This window comes from Pseudomonas sp. G7(2022), from assembly GCF_052660475.1.
The window spans coordinates 2,729,395-2,752,123 of sequence record NZ_CP109659.1; the positions used below are offsets into that span (position 1 = coordinate 2,729,395).

A 22,729-nucleotide genomic window follows, 5' to 3' on the forward strand; every position below is an offset into this window, starting at 1 on the left:
AATGGCCGATCTTCTGAGTCAAGCGCAATACCGCGAACTGGCGGCGAGGCTCGAGTTTCGCAATCAGGCGTTCATCAACGGCGAGTTTCGCAGCGCGCTGTCCGGCAAGACGTTCACCACGACCAACCCGGCCACTGAAGCGGTGTTGACCGAGATTACTGCGTGCGGTGCCCAGGACGTGGACGCCGCTGTCGCCGCAGCCAAGGAGGCGTTCGAGGACGGACGCTGGCAAGGGCTGGCGCCGTCGGCACGCAAGTCGGTGTTGCTGCGATTCGCCCAGTTGCTGGAAGACCGCTCCCATGAACTGGCGGTGCTGGAAAGCCTAGACAGCGGCAAACCGATCCGCGAATGCCAGAACATCGACGTGCCCGAAACGATTCATACCCTGCGCTGGCACGCCGAGCTGATCGACAAGATCTACGACTCGACCGCACCGACCGGTAACGGCGCGGTGACCATGGTGGTGCGTGAGCCGATCGGCGTGGTCGGTCTGGTGTTGCCATGGAATTTCCCGCTGCTGATGCTCGCGTGGAAGATCGGCCCGTCGCTGGCCGCTGGTTGCTCGATTGTGGTCAAACCGGCGAAGGAAACCACCCTGAGCACCCTGCGCGTAGCCGAGCTGGCGCACCAGGCGGGGATTCCGGCCGGTGTGTTCAACGTGGTGCCCGGCGGCGGCAAGGAGGCGGGCGAACCGCTGGGCCGACACCCGGACGTTGCGATGGTCAGCTTCACCGGTTCGACTGATACCGGGCGGTTGTTCCTCAAGTATTCCAGCGAATCCAACCTGAAACGCATCGTGCTGGAGTGCGGCGGCAAGAACCCGGCGGTGGTGATGAACGATGTCGAAGACGTCGATCTGGTCGCCCAGCACGTGGTCAACGGCGCGTTCTGGAACATGGGCGAAAACTGTTCGGCCTCGTCGCGGCTGATCGTGCATTCGGACATCAAGGACGAATTGCTCCAGCGCGTGCAGGTGCACCTGGCCGACTGGAAAATGGGCGATCCGCTGGACCCGGAAAACCGTCTGGGCTCGATGATCAGCAAGGCGCATTTCGAGAAGGTCCGTTCGTACCTCGACCATGCCCGGGATGAGAATCTTTCGGTGCTGGCGGGGGGCAACACGGCCGACAACATCTTCGTCGAGCCGACCATCGTCGATGGCGTCAGCCGTGACAGCCGTCTGTTCCAGGAAGAAATCTTCCGCCCGGTGCTGAGCGTGACCACGTTCACCTCCGTCGACGAAGCGATCAGCCTGGCCAACGACACGGCTTACGGTCTGGCCGCGTCGGCGTACACCGGCAGCCTGCGCCATGCGCTGAAACTCTCGCGTGGGATCCGCGCCGGTATCGTCACCGTGAACTGCTTCGGCGAGGGCGATGCTTCAACGCCTTTCGGCGGCTACAAGGAATCGGGTTTCGGTGGGCGTGACAAGTCGATCTGGGCCCATGACCAGTACACCGAGCTGAAAACCATCTGGATCGACGCGTCCTGATTCATCGCGGTTTTTCGCAGGCCTTTTTCGCCCCGATCGGTACGCGCGTACCGGTTGGGGCGAATTGCGTTCATTCCCGAGTATTTTGCCGCCCCGGCGGTTAGCATGGCGCTACAACAATGAAACCGATGGACCACACCTTGATCGAACGACGCCAATTCAGCGGTGGCATGAAGGGCAAGAACCTTCGCTACCTGAACGAGCCCGCCAGCGGGCCGGGACGCATGACCCGCACCGGGTTCGTGCTGCTGGAGCATTTTTCCCTGCCGGCCTTCACCCAGGCGCTGGACACCCTTGTCACCGCCAATCTGCTGCGCCCCGGACTGTTTTCCACGCGAACTTTCGGCCTCAGCGACGGCGAAGTGATCAGCGATCTGGGGCTGGTGATCCGCCCGGACTCGCGTCTGGAAACCAGCGTGTTGCAGGAGCTGGATCTGCTGGTGATCTGCGGCGGTTACCGCACGGAACTGAAGGCGAGCGACGAGTTTATCAATCTGCTGAAAATGGCCGCAGAGGCTGGTGTGATACTGGCCGGGTTGTGGAACGGCGCGTGGTTCCTGGGTCGGGCAGGGGTGCTGGAAGGCTACCGCTGTGCGATTCACCCGGAGCATCGGCCGGCGCTGGCGGAGATTTCCAAGGCGACCCAGGTCAGCAGCGAACCTTACGTGATCGACCGCGACCGGTTGACCGCATCCAGTCCGTCCGGCGCTTTCCACATGGCCCTGGACTGGATCAAGGGCCTGCACGACAAGGCGCTGGTCGAAGGCATCGAAGACATTCTGGCGTTCGAGGAATCGCGTTACCGACGGATCAAACCGACCGAGAACCTCTGCGTCAGCGCGCCGCTGCGTGAAGTGGTGAAGCTGATGGATGCCAACCTTGAAGAGCCCTTGGAGCTGGAGCAACTGGCGGTCTATGCCGGGCGTTCCCGGCGTCAGCTGGAACGGCTGTTCAAGGAACAACTGGGCACCACGCCGCAGCGTTATTACATGGAGCTGCGCATCACCGAGGCCCGGCGTCTGCTGCAACACACCGAGCTGTCCCAGGTGGACGTGCTGGTGGCGTGCGGATTCGTGTCGCCGAGTCATTTCAGCAAGTGCTACAGCGCCTATTTCGGTTATCGGCCGTCCAAAGAAAAACGGCTCGTCAAATGACGAGCCGTTCGGCGTGCTGCTTCAGAGGTGATCGGCGTCGATGATCGCCTGAGCGAAGGCTTTCGGGTCTTCCTGCGGCAGGTTGTGGCCGATGCCGCCGTTGATCAGGCGGAACTGGTATTTGCCGGTAAAACGTTTGGCGTAGTCCTCGGGTGCCGGGTGCGGTGCGCCGTTGGCATCGCCTTCCATGGTAATGGTCGGCACGCTGATCGACGGTGCGGTGGCGAGTTTCTGTTCCAGCGCATCGTACTGGCTTTCACCCTGCACCAGGCCCAGGCGCCAGCGGTAGTTGAATACGGTGATCGCGACGTGATCCGGGTTCTGCAACGCCTTGGCGCTGCGGTCGAAGGTGGCATCGTCGAAGGCCCATTTCGGTGACGCCAGTTGCCAGATCAGCTTGGCGAAATCATGGGTGTTCTTGGCGTAACCGGCCTCACCGCGGTCGGTGGCGAAGTAGAACTGATACCACCATTGCAGCTCGGCCTTGGGCGGCAGCGGATTCTTGCCGGCGGCCTGATTGCCGATCAGGTAACCGCTGACCGACACCAGCGCCTTGACCCGCTCCGGCCACAGCGCCGAAACGATGTCCGCCGAACGCGCGCCCCAGTCGTAGCCGCCGAGCACGGCTTGTTTGATCTTCAGCGCATCCATGAAATCGATCACGTCACTGGCCAGCGCCGCCGGCTGACCATTACGCACGGTCTTGTCGGACAGGAAATGCGTGTCGCCATAACCCCGAGCGTATGGCATCAACACCCGATAACCCTTGGCCGCCAGCAGCGGCGCGACGTCGTCGTAGCTGTGAATGTCATACGGCCAGCCGTGCAGCAGAATTACCACCGGGCCATTGGCCGGGCCGGTTTCGGCGTAGGCCACGTCCAGCAGGCCAGCCTTCACGTGTTTCAGCGGGCCGAAGGGCAGATCGGCCTTGACGCTGGCGGCTGCGGTCTTGACCGGCGCGGGGGCTGCGGTTTGTGCCTGGGCGAAGGCGCCGAATTGCAGCAGCGCGGTGGCTAGAATCGACAGGCCCAGCAGGCGGCGACGGTTTTTCCCGGTGGTGACAGTGGCGTGTGGTGCGTGCTTCATGGCAAGTCTCCTTATGATCGGCGAGGGCCGGGTTCTGGCTGAACCCTTCGAATCTGCAGTCTATTAAAGGCTGGCCACGTATCTGCGCTGTTTCCGTTTTCGTTGGCTGATGCGCAGGGATGTATCCGGGAGGTGTTCGTACACACTGCGATACAAACCTGCGGCCAACAAAAAGCCCCGAATGTTCGGGGCTTTTGCTTGCCTTGGGTTTCAGGCCTGAGTGACGTGCTTGGGTCCGGCCAGTGCCCAGGCGATCAGCCCGAACAGCGGCACAAACACGATCAATACGATCCAGACGCCTTTGTTGCTGGCTTTCCCCTCACTCTTGCGCACCCGGTTGATCGCCCACAATTCGATGAGCAAAAGAACGACGGCCAGTACGATCCACGTGGTTTCAAGTTGCATGGGCTACCTCCTGATGGTCATTGGGTTAGGCGCGGCATGCCACTCAGGGTTCATTAAATTTGCTTGATGACCTGCGTGGCCCACGTGCACAAATGTTCTAAACCGATCGGCAAAGTCGCGGTAACGTAGACGTCCTCAACGACCAACACTGCCTTCGGAGCCTTGCGTGGACAAACGCAACTGGATCGACCTGTCCCAGGATGCCGACACCGGGATCGAGTCGATTCGTGCCCATTTCCAGGGCCATGCCTACGATCCGCACTGGCATGACAGCTTTCTGGTGGGTGTCACCGAGCAGGGCGTGCAGCAGTTTCATTGCCGGCGCGTGCGCCATCTGAGTACGCCGGGCAAGATTTTCATGCTGGAGCCGGGGGAGATCCACGACGGGCACGCGCCGACGGAGGAGGGCTTCACCTATTCCATGCTCTACCTCGATCCGCATTGGCTGGAGCGCGAATTGCGCGTGCTGTTCGAGCACGCACCCGACAACAGCCAGCTCGGGTTCACCGATACCCTGAGCCAGGATTCGCGTCTGGCCACTTCCATCAATCAGGCCTTTCAGGCCTTGCATCACGGCGACCTGCGCATCGTCCGGCAGAGCGCTGTCGACCACTTGCTGGGTGCATTGACGTCCCACCTCGACTGGCGCAAGCGTCAGGCGTTCGATCCACGCTTGCCCCGCGTGGCGCAGGTGGCGCGGGACTATTTGCATGCCCACGCCTTCGAAGACATCGGACTGGATGATCTGGCCCGGGCCTGTGGGGTGGATCGTTTTCGGCTGACCCGGGCCTTCAAGTCGGCCTTCGGGCTGGCGCCCCATGGTTACTTGATCCAGTTGCGGCTGGCTCGGGCCCGGCAATTGCTGGCGCGAGGCGAAACGCCTGCCGACGTCGCCAGTGCGCTGGGCTTTGCCGATCAAAGTCACTTGGGTCGCTGGTTTCGTCGGGCCTATCACCTCACGCCAGCCGACTACCGCAAACGCTGCTCAAACCTTCCAGACTGAACCCCATGCAACCGCGACCATGGACTCCTGTTCTGATCCGGAGTCCATGCCATGGAATCGTTGTTGCCTTTTCTGCTGTTTTCCTTCGTCGCCTCGATCACCCCGGGGCCGACCAATATTCTGGTGATGAGCCACAGTTCGCGACGCGGAATGGTGGCCACGCTGCCGATCATCTTCGGTGCTTGTCTGTCGGCGGCACTGGTGGTGCTGGTGGTCGGGCTCGGCGTCGGCGAAACGCTGTTGCGCTATCCCCGTGTGCAGCAGACGATGGCCTGGGTCGGGGTGCTGTGGCTGAGCTGGCTGGCGTGGCAGATCTTTCGCAGCACACCGCCGTCGCTGGACTCGGCGACAGCGGCGGATGACGGCTTCAGCGTATTCGGCGCCGTGGGCCTGCAATTGATCAACCCCAAGGTGTGGATGATGGCGGTGGCGGTGGTCAGCGTGTTTGGCGGAAACGGCGATGAACAGATGCGGATGCTGTTGCTGGCCTTTGTGTTTCTGCTGGTCTGCCTGCCGTGCATGACGGCGTGGGCGCTGCTGGGCGTGGGCAGCGCGCGGTTCTTTGGATCGCCACGGGCATTCAGGCGCATGAATGCCGGGCTGGCGTTTTTGTTGTTGCTGTCGGCTTGGTTGGCGGTGTTGGTCTAGGTTCAGACTTCAGTTGGTAAACAGCGCAACCCTGTCACTCTGGATAAGGCGGCTGGCGGCCAGCGCTCTGAGCCGTTGTACCAACGCGTTGCGCTGGTCTTTTGAGGTGATCGGGTCGACTACCTGATACTGGCGATCGCACCAGAGATCCACCTGCCGCAGCCAGAATGTCTCGACCACGGGTTCTGCTTCCAGCCGTTTCAGCAGATAGGCGACCTGCTGCCAACTCGACATCAAACGCAAGATCGCCCGGCTGCGTTGCGGGGGCAGGTCATGCCATTCGTAATCCAGTTTCGCGGCGACCCTGGTATTCAGCACGGCCCAAGGCTGCTTGTCTGATAGCGCGTAGGCTGCGAGGTACACTTTTTCCGAAGGATCACTCAACGCCCCGAGCATCAGCGACAGATCTTCATCGCCCAGCACGCGAACAGCAGCCTGCCGCACGGAGGGGTAGATGGAGCTCAGCGCTTCAGTCAGCCAATGCTTCTGGAGCCCGATTTCAAGCTCGGCTGCCAGACCCAGTACGCCAAGCCATTCGCGTTTGCGGGTGGGGAAATCCTGGCTGAGTCGCTGTGCCAGTACCTTAGTTGCATCGATCCCGTAACGTGGCGCAGCCCAACGCGCCAGGCTGCGAATCGCGGGCGAAGGATCGAGCAAAGCCATCGGCAACAGTTGGCCTGGATCATCGGACAAGGGAAGGAGCGCGCGGAGTATGTTGACACGAACCTTGGCACCCGGACGCGACAGGGCCTCAAGCAGTAAAGGCGAGGCCTGCGCTGGCGGTAGATCCTGACAGACCGACACGGCAGCCAGTCTTACGGTCAGCTCTCTATGAGCCAAGGCGCTACGCAAAAGTCTTTGCGAGTCGAAATCCGTTTCCAGCAGCAACATGAACAGGTAGCGCGCGGCTTTGCCTTGTCGCACGAGAAAGTCTGCGAAGACTTCATCGCGGATTTCCGGTGATTGAAGAACAGTGCGTGCGGCGGTGTAGGTGGGGGCATGGTCAACCCGCTGCCGCGCCACCAGCGCCATGATCGAGTTCAGCGCATACAGCAAAGCAGGCGCCTGAGCGGGATTCAGGTAGTTGTTCATCCCGGACAACGCCAGATCGCGAATCTGTGGCACCCAATCGTTGAGCCGTTCTATCAGGGCTACAAGCGCCTGCGGGGAGCAATCGCGACTGAGTTCTCTCACCGCAACTTCCCGGACGAAGCCGTTGTGGTGAGTGCTGAGTTCAATCCATGTAGCGCTGCCATTGGCATTTGCGAGCAGTTCCAGTGCTTCGTTGCGCCGATACTCCGCCCATGTGGGCTCGGTCATGGGTTTGTTCCTCAGCCGGTCCCACCAGTCCTTTGGAGATGTCACGCAATGATCCTTTCTGTCGTTGTCCGGGTGCAGGGTGGCCACTTTACTGATTTTTCGGTCGCAGGCGTAACTGTCGATTCGCTCGGGCTCGGCGTGGGAACCGCGCAGACAGTGCAGGAGATACCTTCCACATTCCTGGCAGGAATGCACCGCATAAAATCAATGAATTTCTATTATCGATGCTCGTGACGTAGGGTGATTCAAGGACACGGAGAAACTGCCTTGAAATCTTGCTCTACTGGAAAATTCGACACCTCCCGCGCCAATGAATACGGCAAGCAAAGCCGTATTGCGCTGGCGGGTTATGACGCTTGCCATGACCTTGCCGCGTGCATGCTGGCGGCCAGCCTCGGTAATGCCGGTTCGGCGCGGATTCTGGCGGTGGGCGCCGGCGGGACGGCTCAGGAAATCATCGCCATGGGAGGTCTGGAGCCTGGCTGGCGATTCATGGCGGTTGATCCTTCCGAGCCGATGTTGGCGGCGGCGACCGAGCAGTTGCGGACACACGACTTGCTGGCGCGAACGGATCTGCATCTCGGGCCGGTCGATGATTTGCCTGCCGATGAGTCATACGACGCCGCCACGGTGATCGGGGTTCTGCATCATCTGGAAGGCGATGAGGCCAAGCGAGCGCTTTTGCAATCCATTCGGGCTCGTTTGAAGCCGGGTGCTCCGCTGATCGTGGCCGGCAATCACTACGCGTATGCCAGCCAACCGTTGCTACTGGAAGCGTGGGGACAGCGTTGGCGCCAGAACGGGGCCAGCGCCGATGAGGTGAAGGCCAAACTGGGGAAAATTCTTCAGGGCGCCGATCCTCCGCATTCCGAAGCGGCGGTTCAAAAGCTGTTGCATGAAGCCGGGTTCGGCGAGGCCACCCGGTTTTTCAGCAGTCTGTTCTGGGGTGCGTGGTTGACGCGTCGAGTGCGTTGATCCGGGGCCGAGCGACGAATCCGACCACACGGATTTGAAATCTCCGCCGTTGCCCCCCAGAATCGCGCCCCGATCCGGCCACCAACGCCGGGCGTTCAGAGTGAAAGGGGTTGCGGTTGAACGAACAGACATTGTCCATGCGCCTGGAGCGTGTAGCTGCGCACGTACCCGCCGGTGCGCGCCTGGCCGATATCGGCTCGGATCACGGCTACCTGCCGGTGGCGTTGATGCGTCGCGGCGCCATCGAGGCGGCGGTGGCGGGGGAGATGGCGTTGACGCCGTTTCGCTCGGCCGAGCGCACTGTGCGTGAGAACGATCTGAGTCAAAAGATCACCGTGCGCCTGGCCGATGGCCTGACGGCCATCGAGCCCCAAGACGCAATCACCGCGATCAGCATTTGTGGCATGGGCGGCGAGACCATCCGCGACATCCTCGAGGCCGGCAAGGTGCGCCTCAGCGGTCACGAACGCCTGATCCTGCAACCCAACGGCGGCGAGCAACCCCTGCGGCAATGGCTGATGGACAACGACTACCGAATCCTCTGCGAAGAAGTCCTGCGGGAAAATCGCTTCGACTACGAAATCATCGTCGCCGAGCGCGGCGACCCGGTGACCTACACCGAAGAAGAACTGTACTTCGGCCCGCATCAATTGCAGGCGCGCAGCCCTGCGTTTGTCACAAAGTGGCAGCACCGGTTGCGACACAAGCAGCAGACCCTGAACCACTTCGGGCGGGCGCGGCACGGGGTGTGCGAGCACAAGGTGCAGGATCTGGTGCGGCAGGTGCGCTGGATCAATGACGTGCTGGGGTGAGACAGCCCCAACGCTGATATCATTCATCCACTTTCAAGCCAGGCAAGACACCATGAACCGTCAGAAGAAACTGCAACAACTCTTCAAGGAAAAATCCAGAAAGGCCAACGCCAAACTGGCGCCGAAAAGCAACAAACCCAAGTACATCAGCAAGGCTGACCGCTTGAAGATGGAAGCTGAAGCCAGCCAGGCGCCGAGCCTTTCCACTGAAGAGTGATGCAGGTTAACGCAGCAGATACAAAGCGCCCGCATCGTACGGTTTTGTCTCCTTGACGCGTGCCAATCAATTGATGGGACAACAGCCCCGCCGCAGTCATTGCGAGCGAGGCGACGACGTGTACCGAAATCGAGCCGAGTGCCCAGAGCAGTAGTCCCTCCTGAATCAAAGCACCGTTTCGGCTGGCCCCTTTTTTGGTCTATTTCAACTCGAGGGTCTTGATGACGGCTTCGCCTTCGGTGCCGCCAGGCCAGCACAGATCGACGGTGATCGAATCACTGTTTTTCACGTGGAAAATGGCGAAGTTCTTGTCTTCCGAATGGCTGAACAGGTGCTCGAACTGGACATTGTCATTACCACTCAGCGTACCGGATTTGGCTATTGCGCCAGAAACAGTCTGCCCGGCGGGCATTCGCGAAATGGCACTCGAGGTAATCTGGTAAACGTTGGCCCTGCGATAGATCTGGTGCTGCAACCTGAAGGCGGCAGCACAATGCACATCGCCGCTTAAAAACACCAGGGTCCGGCCTTCGGCATCGAAGGCGGCGAATATCTTTTCCAGCAGAAGGTTTCTTTCAACATGGTTGGAGGGATGATCCCATTCATCCATGAAGTCGTCCTTGAGACTGTTAATCAAGGACCCTGCCGTCAGGACGATGGATCGCCAGTGAACGACTGGAACGGAACTGACCACAAACACGATTTTTGATTTTTTGACGGGCGGCGTATCCAGCCAGCCTAGAAAGCGGTCAACCTGATCATCTCCAAGCAGCCTGTTTTTGGCCCTTTCAACATCATGATGCCCGCGCAGGTCGAGCACATAGAAGGGGGTTGTCCCCTTCATGAAGTTATAGTCCCAGACGCATTTTTCGGGTGTTTTCAATAACGACCTGACAATGTTGGTGGGAGGGTTGTGACTGTGGCCATATTCAAAATAGGCTGTTCTTGCGGCATTCCACATCGAGTTTATAAGTTGCTGGTCAATGTCTGGGTCGTCTTTCTTGAAGTACCTTGAAAGAATTTCCAGACGCTCCTTGTTGGTTCGCGATCCCCAGCCATCCATGATTTCATGGTCATCCCAAATCATGTATTGAGGCGTTTTCGAAAAGATCTCCTGCATTTGAGGGAAATTCCAGTACACACGGTAATACCAGCGGTAAAGGCTCAGAAGGTAGGCATCAAGACCAGCGGTGAGCAGTTTTCCGTCTTTTGTGAATGCCGTGATCAGATCGTCCTTGTTGTTCTGCAGCCATTCCCAGATGTCTGGAAAGTATTTGTTTTCCTGGCAGTCCACATAGACCTGGTCGCCACCGCCAATGACAAATCTGACTTTCGCGTTATTGGCCCTGCTGAGAAACAATGGCCACGCACCATTGCTGTTATTGGCGTTGAACGGGTCATGGCAGCTATAGAATCCAAAGCTGAAGTCAGGCATGGATTGCGCCATGGTGGTAAAGGAGTAGAGCTTTTGATATCCGATTTCTGTTCTGCGCCACATGCTCTTGGACGTTGGCTTCTGACTCATCAAGTAATAGTAGTAGGTGGTGTTCGGTTTCAGATTGGCTATATCAAAGGTGTTGGTCAGGTCCGAGTCTTCACTGAACTTGTACGACAGTATGTTTTTCGGGTCGCCCCCCTGGTTTTTGAGGAACAGTTCAATGGGTTTGTCGTCAAGCGTGAACAGGTCCCCGACCAACGCCTTTTCGGACCAGACCAGCGCCCATTCTCCTGCCTTATAGACGCGAATCCAGATTCGAGCACTGTCAGTGCTTACGTGCCCGACAATGCTGGCAGTGCCAAGTTTGTTCACGTCGTATTCGTTGTTCCGCGGATCGACCAAGGCCATGACTTTCTCCATTTTCACTTGGGTTGTCAGGGGAACTGGCGTTCTGATCGAACACGGCCAACAGCAAACTTCTGACGAATCCCCATGAGGTGCGCGATTTGACTATAGAGGGTATCGGCTCATTGGGCTCAAGGGCCTCAACCGCCCGGCTGCGGTGGCTTGGCCAATTCGATCCCCGCCGCCCCCAGCCGCTTGAGTATCTCGAACAACAGATCACTCTTGGTCTTGCCGACAATCCTTGGGCTGTCGACATAACCCGTCACGGTCAGCGTGATGCCATCGGGTGAAAGTTTGCTGAAACGCACGAACGGCGCCGGTTTGCCGAGGATGGTTTCGTGCTCTTTGTAGGTGTCGAGCAGCAGGCTTTTGACTTGCTCGGGGTCGATGTCCAGCGGGAACATCAGTTCCAGCGTCGCCACGCCCTGGGCGCTGCCGCCGAGGGTGACGTTGCGCAGGTTCTGCGAAATCAGTTGCGAGTTGGGCACGATCACGATGGAGCGGTCGCTGAGCTGGATCTCGGTGGCACGCACGTTGATCCGGCGAATGTCGCCCTCGACGCCGCTGATGCTGATCAGGTCGCCGACCTTGACCGGGCGTTCGGTCAGCAGGATCAGCCCGGAAACGAAGTTCTTCACGATCTCCTGCAGACCGAAACCGATGCCCACCGACAGGGCGCTGACGATCCACGCCAGGTTGGTCCATTGCACGCCCAGCGACGACAGCGTCAACAGAATCACCACGGCGTAGCCGATGTTGGAAAACAGCGTGCTGAGTGACGCGCACATGCCCGGGTCCATGTCGGTCTTGGGCAGGAACTCGTTGTCGAGCCAGCGGCGCAGGGCGCGAATCAGGTAGATACCGATCAACAGGGCCAGCACCGCGTTGAGCAAGTGACCGGGGACGATGTTCAGCTTGCGCAGGCCGGCACCGCCGAGAATGGTGCCGATGTTGTTTGCCAATTGACCCAGCGTGGTGCCGATGCCGCCGACGAACAGCGTGATCACAGCCAGCAACAGCAACGCCGCCCGGCCCACGCCGGCCAGCAGGGTCGAGGCCTGCTCAAGTCGCCGGTCGCCGACACCCAGCAGCTGCTTCAAGGCCTTGCCGCTGGAGTGGCGGGGCGAGAAGAAGTATTCGCAGCTGTCCTTGAGCAACTGCATCAGCAGGTAGAAACCGGAAAGCACGATAAACGCCCACACCAACTCATAGGTGATGAACCGCGCCAGCGATACGTAGCCTGTCAACAACGTGCCGAGTGAAATGACCATCGCCAGCGTGGTCACGGTGTAAATCACCCCGGCGAGGGTATTGCCCGTCGCCTGCGCATCTCCTGTCGCCGCCAACTCCTTGCGCACCTCGCCGACGCGCATCAGCAGCACCGTGATGATGCCCAACACCACCAATGCGATCACACCGCGGCCGGTGATCACGATCTGGCTGCTCATACCGGACGCATTGCCGACCTGCACCGCCGTCACCAGCACCAGCAGCGTCGCGGCGAGGATTCTGGCGAAAGGCTTGAGCGTGAGGGCCACCGGTTCGGCAATCACCGGCAGCCGCCACGACGGGTGCTCGGTCGACAGCAACGCCCGGCTCAGGCCGGTAATCATCACGCAGGCGTACACGACTTTCTGGAATTCGTCGGAGAACGTCGCCAGCATCGGTGGCAGCGGCACATGCCGGGTGCAGGCGTAATACAGCAGTTCCAGGGCTATCGCGGTGGTCGCCAGTGTCGCCAGCGCCGAGGCGAAGGCCAGCGAGCTGCGGCGCAACCGGCCTTCGGGCATGCGATGGATGCACACCCACGCCAGCCAACGGTCGGCGAGACGTCGGCCCAGGGTCCAGACAATGAAGGACAGCACCACCAGCACGCCGGTGTAGAACCGTTGCTCCGGCTGCCAGGCCTCGGTACCGGTTTCCTTGATCTGGTCAACGAACATCTGCAAGCGTTGGCGATCGGCAGGATCGGGATCGATCATCGGCGACCAGAAATCAGGGCTGAGCACGCTGTCGGTGCGCAGGGTCAGTTCGCTTTCCAGCAACGTGCGGCGAATGCCGGCGATCTGGGTGATCAGGTCCGTGGCGTTCTGCTTGAGCGTGGCCAGATTTTTCAGTGCGGTATCGACCTTGTTCTTCTGCTCGATCAGCGCCGCCCGCTGTTCGGCGATATCGGCCTGTTCGGCGGCTACCGTTTCCGTCGGCGCTGCGCCCAGCACGCCCAGTTGTACCGTCAGCTGCGCCTGTTGTGGCAACAGCGAGGTCGACAACCGGTCGATGTCCAGAATGAACGCCTGCACCCGATCCTGGGGGCCTTCGAGCTGGTTGTAATTGTTGGCGGACGAGATTTGCTGCTTGAGGCCGTCAAGGCGTTGCTGCAACGCTTGCAGATCATTCTGGGTGACGCCGGGGAGCGGGGCGCCGACATCGGGCGTGCCGGGCAGGTCGGCGGCCGACACCATCGAGACACCCGGACAGAGCAGCGTCAGGGTGATGAACATCAATAACTTCAATGCATTACGCATGAGAATGGGCGAGTCCGGTTGATCACACAAACATTGAGGTTAGGTGATGGGGCCGGAGGGCGCGGAAAAGTTTCGGTGACCCGGGCGACGGGCCACCGTTCGCGGTGTTGCGGTTATTCAGATCGACCGCTGATTGACCCGCTGCATCAATTCCTCAGCCGATTCCTTGCGCTCGGAATAGCGATCCACCAGGTCCGGGCGATCACGCAGCAACAGCGTGAATTTCACCAGCTCTTCCATCACGTCGACCACCCGGTCGTACAGCGCCGAGGGTTTCATGCGATTACCTTCGTCGAATTCCAGATAGGCCTTGGGTACCGACGATTGATTGGGGATGGTGAACATGCGCATCCAGCGGCCCAGCACGCGCAGTTGATTGACCACGTTGAACGATTGCGAACCTCCGCAGACCTGCATCACCGCCAGGGTCTTGCCCTGGGTCGGACGCACCGCACCGAGGGCCAGCGGCACCCAGTCGATCTGCGCCTTGAACACCGCCGACATCGCGCCGTGACGTTCGGGCGAACACCAGACCTGGCCTTCGGACCATTGCATCAGCTCGAGCAGTTCCTGGACTTTCGGGTGATCGCCGGGTGCGTCGTCCGGCAGCGGCAGACCCGAAGGATTGAAGATTCGTGTCTCGGCGCCAAAGTGCTCCAGCAGTCGTGCGGCTTCTTCCACCAGTAAACGGCTGAAGGAACGCGGGCGGGTCGAGCCGTAGAGCAACAGAATGCGTGGTTTGTGCGCGTCGCTGCGGGCGGTTTTCTGAATCAGTGTTGTGTCGAGATTGGGCAGGTCGGTCATGTCGGCTCCGGTTACAGCGTGCTGATGCGGTCGAGCTCGCGCTTGAGGGCATCGCGGTCAAGTTCGGCGAAGGGCAGGGCGAGGAAGGCGCGGCAGCGGGTTTCGATCCGGGCGAGGGTGGCGTGAAAGGCTGCGTGGATGGCAGCCTCGTCGCCGCGGATTTCCGACGGATCCTCCAGTCCCCAATGGGCTTTCAGGGCCGGGCCGAAGTACACCGGGCAGGCTTCACCGGCGGCCTTGTCGCACACGGTGATGACGATGTCCGGCGGGTTGTCTTCGAAGGCTTCGTTGCCCTTGCTGCTCAACCCGGCGGTGGAAATGCCGGCCTCCTGCAACGTGGTCAGGCTGCGCGGCAGCACCTGGCCCTTGGGAAAACTGCCGGCGCTGACCGCTTCGAAACCTTGGGGTGCCAGGTGATTGAACATCGCTTCGGACAGAATGCTGCGGCAGCTGTTGGCGGTACACATGAATAGAACGCGCATGATCGGTCCTCAGCAGCAGGCAGATGTATTGAGCGGGCGGTCGCCCATGGTGGCCAGACGCGCGCTGTTTGCTTCCAGCCAGGCGGTGTTGGCGGCCAATGTGGTTTCAAGCAGGGTGCGGATCCAGGTGGGCAGGTCAGGGTTGAGCCGGTAATAAACCCACTGGCCCTGGCGACGATCCAGCAACAGACCACAGGTGCGCAGCTGCGCGAGATGGCGGGAGATTTTCGGCTGACTGTCGTCCAGCGCGCAGACCAGTTCGCAGACACATAACTCACCCTCACGGGTGATCAGCAGCGTGGCCCGGGCGCGGGTTTCGTCGGCGAGGCATTTGAAAACGGAGGTAGGGTCAAGCATGGGAGTGCCGTTATATATGTGGAAAGCCGAATATACGGATTTCCGTATGTGCTGGGCAAGGTCTGAATTTTTCTGAGGCGAGTGATAGCATGTGGCCTTCATGGAGGTGAGGCTGGCAAACAGCCTCCTCGGACAGCGTGCAAGGATACAAGGCATGAAGAACAAACTGGCCATCGGCAAACGCAATGAGTTCGCCATCTGGGGTTATCTACTGGAAGCCGGCTTCGACGTTTTCCCATCCCTGGTCGACGATAAAGGCATTGACGGAATCGTCGGGCACAACGGCCGATACTTCGAAGTGCAAGTCAAAAGCGGCGTGAACTGGAACAACCAGCGGGGACTCAGTCGCGCAGCGGTCAGCATGAATCCCGAGCGGATCTTTCTGATCTACAACACCACCGCCGATGAAGTTCGCTACTTCACGGGCCAGCAAATTCTGGCCGAATCCGAGTGGGCGCAATCCATTGATTGGCGCCTGTCTCAGATAAAACTGCCCAAACGCATGCTGGAAAAATACCAGCAGCACGATTGGGCTGGCTTCATTGCTTATTTGCGCGGCGAAACCAGCAACGCTTTGGCTTGATTGCCTTTCAGCGCCTCAGTTTTTTATTTTCAATCAGTGCAGATTTACCCATGATCAAGATTGCGATACCGACGCTCGTCCTGTTGCTGTGCCTGCAGGGTTGTGCAGAAATGCCTGCGTATTCGAACGTAAAGTCCGGTGAGCCGAGCGACGAATCCCGTTACACCGTCATCGAAACCGATACCTATGCAGGAAGGCCCCAGCGCTCCTGGGGGGACGGCGAGCCAAACCTGAACATCATTAGAATCAACGACAAGAAAGTGGGGAATATTCCGTTTTCCACTTACTACTACAAGAATGATTCCCCCCAGCGTGCAGTGCTGATCCCGGGGAAATACACGATTCAACTGGAATACAATCTGCCGTTGCACTTCCTGTTCGCCGATCTGGAGTTCGAAGGCAAACCCGGTCAAAAGATCATCGCCCGCTCGCAATATGTGGGTCTCAACCGGCTGGAGGTTTGGCTGGAAGATGCGGCGACCGGTGAAGTCGTTGGTAAGCGTGTGCACTGACAAAATTGACGCGATGGCTGTGAAGTACCGTGCTTTCAGCCATTGAACGAAGAGGGGGATTTTGAATAAGCATTCAAAATCCCCCTTTTGTTTTTTGACTGTAAGTTCGGGCGATTCAGCGCTTGCTGAAAGCCAACCGCGCCGCAAACAGCACGAAAATCATCCCGGTGGTGCGATCCATCCAGCGAATCACCTTCTCGCGCCGCAGGAAACCGGACAGCGGCTGTGTTGCGCCGATCAGCACCAGCGACCAGATCAACCCGAGCATCACATGAATGCTCACCAGTCCGAACGTCCACGGCACCAGCGGCTGCCCTTGAGGAATAAACTGCGGCAGAAACGACACGTAGAAAATCCCCACCTTGGGATTGAGCACGTTGCCCAGCATGCCCTTCAAGAACCAGCTGCCCCTCGGCTTGCCATTGACTTCGGCGGGCGCCAGCGAGCGGCGAGGGCGCAGCAGCATGTTCAACCCCAGCCACGCCAGATACGCCGCGCCGCAGTACTGCAACAGGTTGTAGGCCAGCTCCGACACCGCAATCAATGCCCCCAACCCAAACGCCACCGCCGCGCCCCACAACAGACAACCGGCATTGATGCCCAACGCCGCGCGCAAGGCCTGTTGCTTGCCTTCGACGGTGGCGGTGCGCAGGACCAGCGCGGTGTCGAGGCCGGGTGTCAGGGTCAGCAGTGTGGCGGCGAGGGTGAAGGCCAGGAGGTTGTCGGCGATGGACATGGCGCGTGGGTTTCCTGTTCTGGATGGGGAACGGTAGCGGTTTCAGGCGGGGGGATCCAGCAGGGAGATGAGGCGGGGGTCGAAATCGCCAGCGTGACCGGCAGCTTGAAACGATGAGGGGCGGGGCCGCTTCCGCTATTTGCAAGAACCTCAACCCCCATTCATGCAGAGTGCATGCCTATATTTGGCCATCACCTTGCGCAACCCGTTGATGTTTAATGACCTCTAAAATCTGAGGGGCTGGCACACAATATGCGAGGTCTGTCTGGAATTACGCGAAAATTGCCGACCTGGATCGGCGAACAATAATCCGTGATAGAGGCCTCAAATGAACGCCATCGACCTTCTGAAAACTGACCACGAAAAAGTTAAGGGCATTCTGAATCAACTCAGTGAATCCACTGATCGCGCATTAAAAAAACGTGCGGAGTTGCTCGAAAAGCTTGAACTGGAAATTACCATTCATACCCAGCTCGAGGAACAGATTCTGTATCCGGCTTTCAAGGAAGCAGGCGGTAAGGAACAGGATGAAATGTACTACGAGGCGAAAGAAGAGCATCGCACCGTGGATTCACTGGTATTGCCTGACCTGAAATCCACCGATCCTTCTACACCCGAATTCGCCGGCCGCGTGAAGGTGGTCAAAGAGCTTCTGGAACATCATATCGAGGAAGAGGAAACCGAGATGTTTCCCCAGGCCAAAAAGCTTTTGGGCAATGCGAAGCTCGAGGCGTTGGGCAAGGAAATGGAAGTGATGAAAGCTTCACTGAAGAAAAGCCTCAACGGGTCGAATATGGCGGCCTGAACAAATAGACAGACGAACCTGCGGTGCAATCAAAAGCCCGGCTTAATGCCGGGCTTTTCCTGTGGATACGCCTGGCGCATCCATATTTGTCTTGTGCCAACACGCTTCAGAGAAACGGTAAACCGAGGAGGCAATCAGCCCCAGGGCACGACTTCAACTGGCAACCCGTTTTGTCCGGGAGAAACTTAAGCCTCCGACCGCTGCCCGACAGTGATTTCGAAGAGATATTTCTGGCCGCGAGGACTCAAAATCAGCCGTAGGCCGCCGGCCAGGCGATCACGCAGGATGCCGAACCCGGCTGGCATCTCTGGAGGGCGGGCATCCGAACTGGCGACTGTATTCCCGGCTGAATTGCGAAGGACTTTCGTAGCCCACTCGATAACAGGCGCTTGCCACATCCAGCCCCTCGCCAAGCAACAGGCGGCGGGCTTCCTGCAGGCGCAGTTGTTTCTGATACTGCAGCGGACTCATGGCGGTCACTGCCTTGAAGCGATGATGCAATGTGGAGTTGCCCAAATTGGCGACCCGGGCGAGTTCTTCGATGCGCAAGGGTTGGGTGTAGTGGTTGTTCAACCAATCGATGGCCCGTGTTACTCGCCGTGTTTGCGAGTCGCCGAGGGCAAGCTCGTACAGACGACGTCCATGCGCACCCCGCAGGAGGCGGTAATACAACTCGCGAAGGGCGAGCGGTGCCAGCATGCCGATGTCTTTCGGTGTTTCCAGCAGCCGGACCAGCCGCAGCATTGTTTCCAGCAGGGGCACATCGACTTTCTCAAGAAAAAGGCCAAGCTCCGGCTCGTCCGGTATGCCCGCCGGCGGAGCGTCGGCGATGACCTGAGCGATTTCCGTGGCCTCGAAATCAAACCGGATACACAGGTAGGGCGCCTCCGGGCTGGCCATCAGTACGCGGCCGGACACCGGAAGGGTGACCGACACCACCAGGTAGCTGAGGGGGTCGTACAGGTAGTGGTCGTCACCCAGGCCGATTTCCTTTTGTCCTTGCACGATCAGGCAAAGTGCCGGTTTGTGCACGGTATGGATCAGCTCCGAAGGCGCATCGAAACGAATCACATGCAGGGGGGCTATGGCGGTCTCATAGATCCCGGGTGTGGTAAACCGTTGCGTCAGCAGGCGAACCAGTTCGTCACGGTAGATGGCCGTGTTCTGAAGGATGAAAGCATCGCTTTGTTCCATTTCAAGGCTCTCACAAGTGTTCATGAGCGTCTGCCCGGAACTGCCCGGGCAGACGATATTCACCCGACATCATCAAAGTACTCATTGCCGATAGAGGATCATTCCGGCGTGATACAACACGTCGTCATGAAAGTGGCCATCCGCGGTGAAGCCGGTGTCGTCCCAGTACTGGATGTAATCACCGACCAGTTGGTAGCGGCCCTGATAGGCGCTCTTGTTTTTACCACGGGCCTCGTCGTAACGACCAGTCGTCAGAAGCTCATGACGGATGAATCCATCTGCGGTGACCCACATGCCTGCGTAACGATGGTCCTGAGTGGTTTTTTTGGCATCTTTCATCACTTTTCTCCGCGATTGTCCGGCTCAGCAGATACGACCCAAAGCCGTGCGGTCAGAGCCGTCTTCGGCAACGCGAAAACCCGGTGTGCGGTCACTGCCGCCTTCAGCTACGCGCATGCCGGGCGTGCGGTCCGAGCCATCTGCGGCAACGCGGAATCCGGGGGTACGATCACTGCCACCTTCACTTACGCGCATGCCGGGAGTTCGATCAGCACCCTCAGCGGCCAGGTACAGGCTGGTCGAGGAAAGGTTGATCGCGCAGGCCACCACCGCGCTGATCACCAGTGAAAGGGAAAGCCGTTTTGCGTTTTTCATTGTTCAGTCCTCATTGACGTTGTTCATCTGAGCGGCCTGCCGTGGCCTGTGTGCATCCGTTGCGTGCTTTCAGATTACGTAGCCGAGCTCAGCGGTGTTAGGACGAAACTGCCGCAGATTTGCCTGATCCTCTCGGCCTGCTCGAGCCTGTCGTGCGGCGCCGTTGTGTTGCGGCTCAGCCGGCCGTGACGGTCATCCCGCCGTCGGCCATGACCACCGAACCGACCATGAAGCTGGCCCGATCCGAGGCGATGAACGCGACCACTTCGGCGATTTCTTCCGGTTGGGCGGCGCGGCCGATCGGCGCGGCTTCGCCATGCTGGGCGAGAAAGGCAGGGCCATCATCGACCACATTGTTGAGGATATTGGTCACCACATCGCCGACACCGACAGCATTGACGCGGATGCCGTGGCCAATGACCTCAAGTGCCAGGGTGCGCGTCAGTTGGGCCAGCGCGCCTTTGGAGGCGGTGTAGGCGGCAATGGTGGGGAAGGCGAAATAGGAGGCGTAGGACGCGATGTTGACGATCGATCCGGACTTGTTGGGCATCATCGCTTTGACCGCCTCCCGGCTATGCAAAAAGGCCGCCGTGGCGTTGACCGCCTGAATGCGTTCCCAGTCTTCGCGGGTCATGTCGATCACCAGTTTGTTGATGATGATGCCGGCGTTGTTGACCAGAATGTCCAGCCGTCCGAATTGCTCGACGGCCAGGGCGACCGCGCGTTCGGCTGCGCCGTCCTGAGTGATGTCGGCCACCAGGGGGACCAGGCCGGGGCGGGCCAGTGCTTCCACCTCAGGGTTTATATCTTCAGCAATGACCTGGGCGCCGCGGGCATGCAGCAACAGTGCGATGGCCTTGCCGATGCCACTGGCCGCGCCAGTGACCAGCGCGACTTTACCGGCCACTTCGTTTGGGGTGCTGTTCTTGAAGTCGGTCATGATGTTCTCCAGCGATTTGATCAAGTAGGGACAAGCCGTGTTGGCGCCCGGGAGGCGCTGTCATCGGCGACGGGCCTACTGTCTCGCAGCGAGGCGAACGCGGCTTTCGTGAGATTGCCCACGCTGTCGGGGTTTTGCGCTGAATGTCAGTGAGGGAGGTTCGGCGCTCGATTCAACCAACGGGAAAAGCCCGATATCATCGACCGGTCTGCGTGACGCGGCGTGCGGGCAAGCATCCGAGTCCTGTCTGGCGTTGCACAGCCGAATCTGAAACGGACAAGTTCATGGCAAATACCGGGCGCACCTCCCAGGAACCGATGTCGACATCTTCTCGAGACTTGCGCATCACCGGCGAGTCGATGGGTGAGTTTCTGCCAGGTGAACCCCAGGCGTTACCCTCGCGCTCGGAAATCACGGACGTCGTGATTCAGCTGTTCACCCATCGCAGCGTTACTGAGCCCATTCTCGTGCCTGCAGTGGTGGAACCGCTGCTCGTTCTGGTTCTGGCCGGGGCGGCGACGGTAGAGGAGCGCGCATTGGGGGGCGAGTGGGAAGCTGCCGAGGTCAGTGCCGGCGATTTTTTCCTCACCAGTTCCGAAGATCCGTATGAAATGCGCTGGCAGACGCGCGGAGGCGATACCTTCGAAGTCATGCACCTTTATCTCGGGCTGCCGCTGATCGAGCAAGCGTCTCGAGAGCTGTCGGGTCAGCACGCCGGGCTTGTGCGTTTGCGCGATGTTTCGGGGGCACGGGACGCACGCGTCGCGTTTGTCATGGAGCAGTTGCGCACTGAACTGGTTCTGGAACGCTCGCCCAGCGCGCTTTTCGCCCGTTCTCTGGCGCAGGCGCTGGCCGTGCATCTGGTGCGCAGCTATCTCGCTGAAAGCCAGCCCGGGCGTCGAGTCAACACCTTGCAAGCCTACAAGCTGCGCAAAGTCACCGACGCCATGAACGCGCATCTGAGCGCTGAATTCAGCCTGGCAACACTGGCCGGTCTTGCCGAGCTGAGCGAGTACCACTTCAGTCGCCTGTTCAAGCGTGCGACGGGGCTTTCGCCGTCGCAGTACTTCATTCGCTTGCGCATGGTTCGTGCGAGGCACCTGCTATTGGAAACCCGCCTCAGCGTCATCGACGTCGGGCTGGAGGTCGGCTACTCAAGCCCCAGCCACTTCTCTCAAGTATTCCGGCGTGAAGTGGGCGTAACGCCCAGCGAGTTCCGTGGGGCCTGAGCGCCCCTACGCTACAAATTTGCAGGCGATGCACACAGACACGAATAGGCAAAAGTGGCGCAGGTTTCGGCACGCGCCGACGAGGCCCGCGCCCTTAATCTTTTCGACGTACCCCGCAGCAACGAACGCGTCTTCAGCGGTCGGTGCTGAACCTCAATGCAGACAGCAGGAGCTACGGATATGTCGAACATTCAAAACAAAGTCGTCCTGATTACCGGTGCAAGCAGTGGTATTGGCGAAGCGGCGGCCAGGTTGATCGCCGCCAAAGGCGCGCATGTGGTCCTCGGTGCCCGCCGTACCGAGCGTCTGGACAAACTGGTCAGCGAGATCCAGGCCGTAGGTGGTTCCGCAAGTGCCTGCGCACTGGACGTTACGGATCTGCAATCGATGCACGCATTCGTGGCATTCGCCAAGACGCAACATGGCAAGGTCGATGTGATCATCAACAACGCGGGCGTGATGCCGTTGTCTCCCCTGGCCTCGTTGAAGGTCAACGAGTGGAACCAGATGCTCGATGTCAACGTTCGTGGCGTACTGCACGGTATTGCCGCTGTCTTGCCGGACATGCAGGCGCAGGGTTTTGGTCAGGTCATCAATATCTCGTCCATTGGTGGACTCGCGGTTTCTCCGACAGCGGCGGTGTACTGTGCGACCAAATTTGCGGTCAGGGCTATCTCGGATGGCCTGCGCCAGGAAACGGACAAGATCCGGGTCACCGTGGTGTGCCCGGGGGTCGTCGAGTCCGAGTTGGCGGATACGATTTCGGATGATGTGGCCCGCGAGGAAATGAAAGCCTTCCGGCGTGTGGCGCTCAATGCAGACGCTATCGCGCGATCGCTTGCCTATGCCATCGAGCAGCCTGACGATGTCGATGTGAGTGAGATTGTGGTTCGTCCGACAGCCAGTCCGCACTGAGCCGTGCCGGGCGCAATCCCCCGTGGTTTGTGTCCCGT

General features: G+C 59.5%; 25 protein-coding genes and 1 pseudogene. 12 read left to right on the forward strand and 14 right to left on the reverse strand.

Annotation, left to right across the window (positions count from 1 at the left end):
• Position 1 precedes the first annotated feature (1 nt).
• Complete coding sequence (locus NE357_RS12205) at positions 2-1,492, forward strand: aldehyde dehydrogenase (protein ID WP_169430064.1); 1,491 nt, start codon at positions 2-4, stop codon at positions 1,490-1,492.
• Between the two features lie 128 nt (positions 1,493-1,620).
• Positions 1,621-2,646: a GlxA family transcriptional regulator gene (locus tag NE357_RS12210; RefSeq protein ID WP_169432623.1), complete on the forward strand. Its 1,026-nt coding sequence runs from the start codon at positions 1,621-1,623 to the stop codon at positions 2,644-2,646.
• Positions 2,647-2,667: 21 nt separating this feature from the next.
• Here the strand turns inward: NE357_RS12210 and NE357_RS12215 are convergent, their stop codons facing one another.
• Together NE357_RS12215 and NE357_RS12220 are read right to left on the reverse strand one after the other, a co-directional pair.
• Entirely contained in the window at positions 2,668-3,732 is a 1,065-nt protein-coding gene (locus tag NE357_RS12215) for an alpha/beta fold hydrolase (RefSeq protein ID WP_169430065.1), read from the reverse strand.
• A 210-nt stretch (positions 3,733-3,942) separates the two neighbouring features.
• On the reverse strand, positions 3,943-4,137 hold the full coding sequence (locus NE357_RS12220; protein WP_007955366.1) for a PLDc N-terminal domain-containing protein: 195 nt from the start codon (positions 4,135-4,137) through the stop codon (positions 3,943-3,945).
• Between the two features lie 166 nt (positions 4,138-4,303).
• Between NE357_RS12220 and NE357_RS12225 the strand changes: the two genes are divergently transcribed.
• Together NE357_RS12225 and NE357_RS12230 are read left to right on the forward strand one after the other, a co-directional pair.
• A complete protein-coding gene (locus NE357_RS12225; RefSeq protein WP_169430066.1) occupies positions 4,304-5,140 on the forward strand; it encodes an AraC family transcriptional regulator in 837 nt (278 codons plus the stop codon).
• Between the two features lie 51 nt (positions 5,141-5,191).
• The gene (locus tag NE357_RS12230; RefSeq protein ID WP_169430067.1) at positions 5,192-5,788 is read left to right on the forward strand and encodes a LysE family translocator; all 597 of its coding nucleotides are present in this window, start codon (positions 5,192-5,194) and stop codon (positions 5,786-5,788) included.
• A gap of 9 nt (positions 5,789-5,797) precedes the next feature.
• Here NE357_RS12230 and NE357_RS12235 read toward each other — a convergent pair whose 3' ends face one another.
• The gene (locus NE357_RS12235; protein ID WP_169430068.1) at positions 5,798-7,108 is read right to left on the reverse strand and encodes a PBS lyase; all 1,311 of its coding nucleotides are present in this window, start codon (positions 7,106-7,108) and stop codon (positions 5,798-5,800) included.
• Positions 7,109-7,375: 267 nt separating this feature from the next.
• Here NE357_RS12235 and NE357_RS12240 point away from each other — a divergent pair, with 267 nt between their 5' ends.
• The 3 genes from NE357_RS12240 (at position 7,376) to NE357_RS12250 (ending at position 9,112) form a co-directional block, all read left to right on the forward strand.
• Entirely contained in the window at positions 7,376-8,083 is a 708-nt protein-coding gene (locus NE357_RS12240) for a class I SAM-dependent methyltransferase (protein WP_169430069.1), read from the forward strand.
• A gap of 116 nt (positions 8,084-8,199) precedes the next feature.
• Positions 8,200-8,895, forward strand: coding sequence for a tRNA (adenine(22)-N(1))-methyltransferase (locus tag NE357_RS12245; RefSeq protein ID WP_169430070.1), 696 nt, complete (start codon positions 8,200-8,202; stop codon positions 8,893-8,895).
• A 52-nt stretch (positions 8,896-8,947) separates the two neighbouring features.
• Positions 8,948-9,112, forward strand: a complete 165-nt coding sequence (locus NE357_RS12250) for a DUF2986 domain-containing protein (protein ID WP_169430071.1) — start codon at positions 8,948-8,950, stop codon at positions 9,110-9,112.
• Between the two features lie 55 nt (positions 9,113-9,167).
• Here NE357_RS12250 and NE357_RS12255 read toward each other — a convergent pair.
• The 6 genes and pseudogenes from NE357_RS12255 to NE357_RS12280 all read right to left on the reverse strand — a co-directional run.
• Positions 9,168-9,284: pseudogene (locus tag NE357_RS12255) on the reverse strand (fluoride efflux transporter CrcB); the annotation flags it as partial.
• A gap of 27 nt (positions 9,285-9,311) precedes the next feature.
• On the reverse strand, positions 9,312-10,958 hold the full coding sequence (locus NE357_RS12260) for an alkaline phosphatase D family protein (RefSeq protein WP_169430072.1): 1,647 nt from the start codon (positions 10,956-10,958) through the stop codon (positions 9,312-9,314).
• A gap of 137 nt (positions 10,959-11,095) precedes the next feature.
• Positions 11,096-13,480 (reverse strand): DUF3772 domain-containing protein, encoded by a 2,385-nt coding sequence (locus NE357_RS12265; RefSeq protein WP_169430073.1) that lies wholly within the window; start codon positions 13,478-13,480, stop codon positions 11,096-11,098.
• Positions 13,481-13,597: 117 nt separating this feature from the next.
• On the reverse strand, positions 13,598-14,284 hold the full coding sequence (gene arsH, locus NE357_RS12270; protein ID WP_169430074.1) for an arsenical resistance protein ArsH: 687 nt from the start codon (positions 14,282-14,284) through the stop codon (positions 13,598-13,600).
• Between the two features lie 11 nt (positions 14,285-14,295).
• Positions 14,296-14,766: an arsenate reductase ArsC gene (locus NE357_RS12275; protein ID WP_169430075.1), complete on the reverse strand. Its 471-nt coding sequence runs from the start codon at positions 14,764-14,766 to the stop codon at positions 14,296-14,298.
• Between the two features lie 9 nt (positions 14,767-14,775).
• The gene (locus tag NE357_RS12280) at positions 14,776-15,123 is read right to left on the reverse strand and encodes a metalloregulator ArsR/SmtB family transcription factor (RefSeq protein ID WP_169430076.1); all 348 of its coding nucleotides are present in this window, start codon (positions 15,121-15,123) and stop codon (positions 14,776-14,778) included.
• A gap of 154 nt (positions 15,124-15,277) precedes the next feature.
• Between NE357_RS12280 and NE357_RS12285 the strand changes: the two genes are divergently transcribed.
• Together NE357_RS12285 and NE357_RS12290 are read left to right on the forward strand one after the other, a co-directional pair.
• Positions 15,278-15,706: a hypothetical protein gene (locus NE357_RS12285; RefSeq protein WP_169430077.1), complete on the forward strand. Its 429-nt coding sequence runs from the start codon at positions 15,278-15,280 to the stop codon at positions 15,704-15,706.
• 50 nt (positions 15,707-15,756) lie between these two features.
• On the forward strand, positions 15,757-16,218 hold the full coding sequence (locus tag NE357_RS12290) for a hypothetical protein (RefSeq protein WP_169430078.1): 462 nt from the start codon (positions 15,757-15,759) through the stop codon (positions 16,216-16,218).
• Between the two features lie 115 nt (positions 16,219-16,333).
• On the opposite strand, the gene NE357_RS12295 is transcribed toward NE357_RS12290, so the two are convergent.
• The gene (locus tag NE357_RS12295; protein ID WP_169430079.1) at positions 16,334-16,954 is read right to left on the reverse strand and encodes a LysE family translocator; all 621 of its coding nucleotides are present in this window, start codon (positions 16,952-16,954) and stop codon (positions 16,334-16,336) included.
• Between the two features lie 328 nt (positions 16,955-17,282).
• On the opposite strand from NE357_RS12295, the gene NE357_RS12300 reads away from it, so the two are divergent.
• Entirely contained in the window at positions 17,283-17,759 is a 477-nt protein-coding gene (locus NE357_RS12300) for a hemerythrin domain-containing protein (protein ID WP_169430080.1), read from the forward strand.
• Between the two features lie 276 nt (positions 17,760-18,035).
• Here the strand turns inward: NE357_RS12300 and NE357_RS12305 are convergent, their stop codons facing one another.
• The 4 genes from NE357_RS12305 to NE357_RS12320 form a co-directional block, all read right to left on the reverse strand.
• Positions 18,036-18,953 (reverse strand): AraC family transcriptional regulator, encoded by a 918-nt coding sequence (locus tag NE357_RS12305; protein WP_169432624.1) that lies wholly within the window; start codon positions 18,951-18,953, stop codon positions 18,036-18,038.
• Positions 18,954-19,034: 81 nt separating this feature from the next.
• Complete coding sequence (locus NE357_RS12310) at positions 19,035-19,292, reverse strand: Atu4866 domain-containing protein (protein WP_169430081.1); 258 nt, start codon at positions 19,290-19,292, stop codon at positions 19,035-19,037.
• Between the two features lie 24 nt (positions 19,293-19,316).
• Positions 19,317-19,607 carry a hypothetical protein gene (locus NE357_RS12315; protein ID WP_169430082.1) on the reverse strand — a complete coding sequence of 97 codons (291 nt, stop codon included), beginning with the start codon at positions 19,605-19,607 and terminating at the stop codon, positions 19,317-19,319.
• A 175-nt stretch (positions 19,608-19,782) separates the two neighbouring features.
• Positions 19,783-20,547 (reverse strand): SDR family NAD(P)-dependent oxidoreductase, encoded by a 765-nt coding sequence (locus NE357_RS12320; RefSeq protein ID WP_011333890.1) that lies wholly within the window; start codon positions 20,545-20,547, stop codon positions 19,783-19,785.
• A gap of 284 nt (positions 20,548-20,831) precedes the next feature.
• On the opposite strand from NE357_RS12320, the gene NE357_RS12325 reads away from it, so the two are divergent.
• The gene (locus tag NE357_RS12325) at positions 20,832-21,776 is read left to right on the forward strand and encodes a helix-turn-helix domain-containing protein (protein ID WP_169430083.1); all 945 of its coding nucleotides are present in this window, start codon (positions 20,832-20,834) and stop codon (positions 21,774-21,776) included.
• A gap of 180 nt (positions 21,777-21,956) precedes the next feature.
• Positions 21,957-22,691 (forward strand): SDR family oxidoreductase, encoded by a 735-nt coding sequence (locus NE357_RS12330; protein ID WP_169430084.1) that lies wholly within the window; start codon positions 21,957-21,959, stop codon positions 22,689-22,691.
• Positions 22,692-22,729 lie beyond the last annotated feature (38 nt).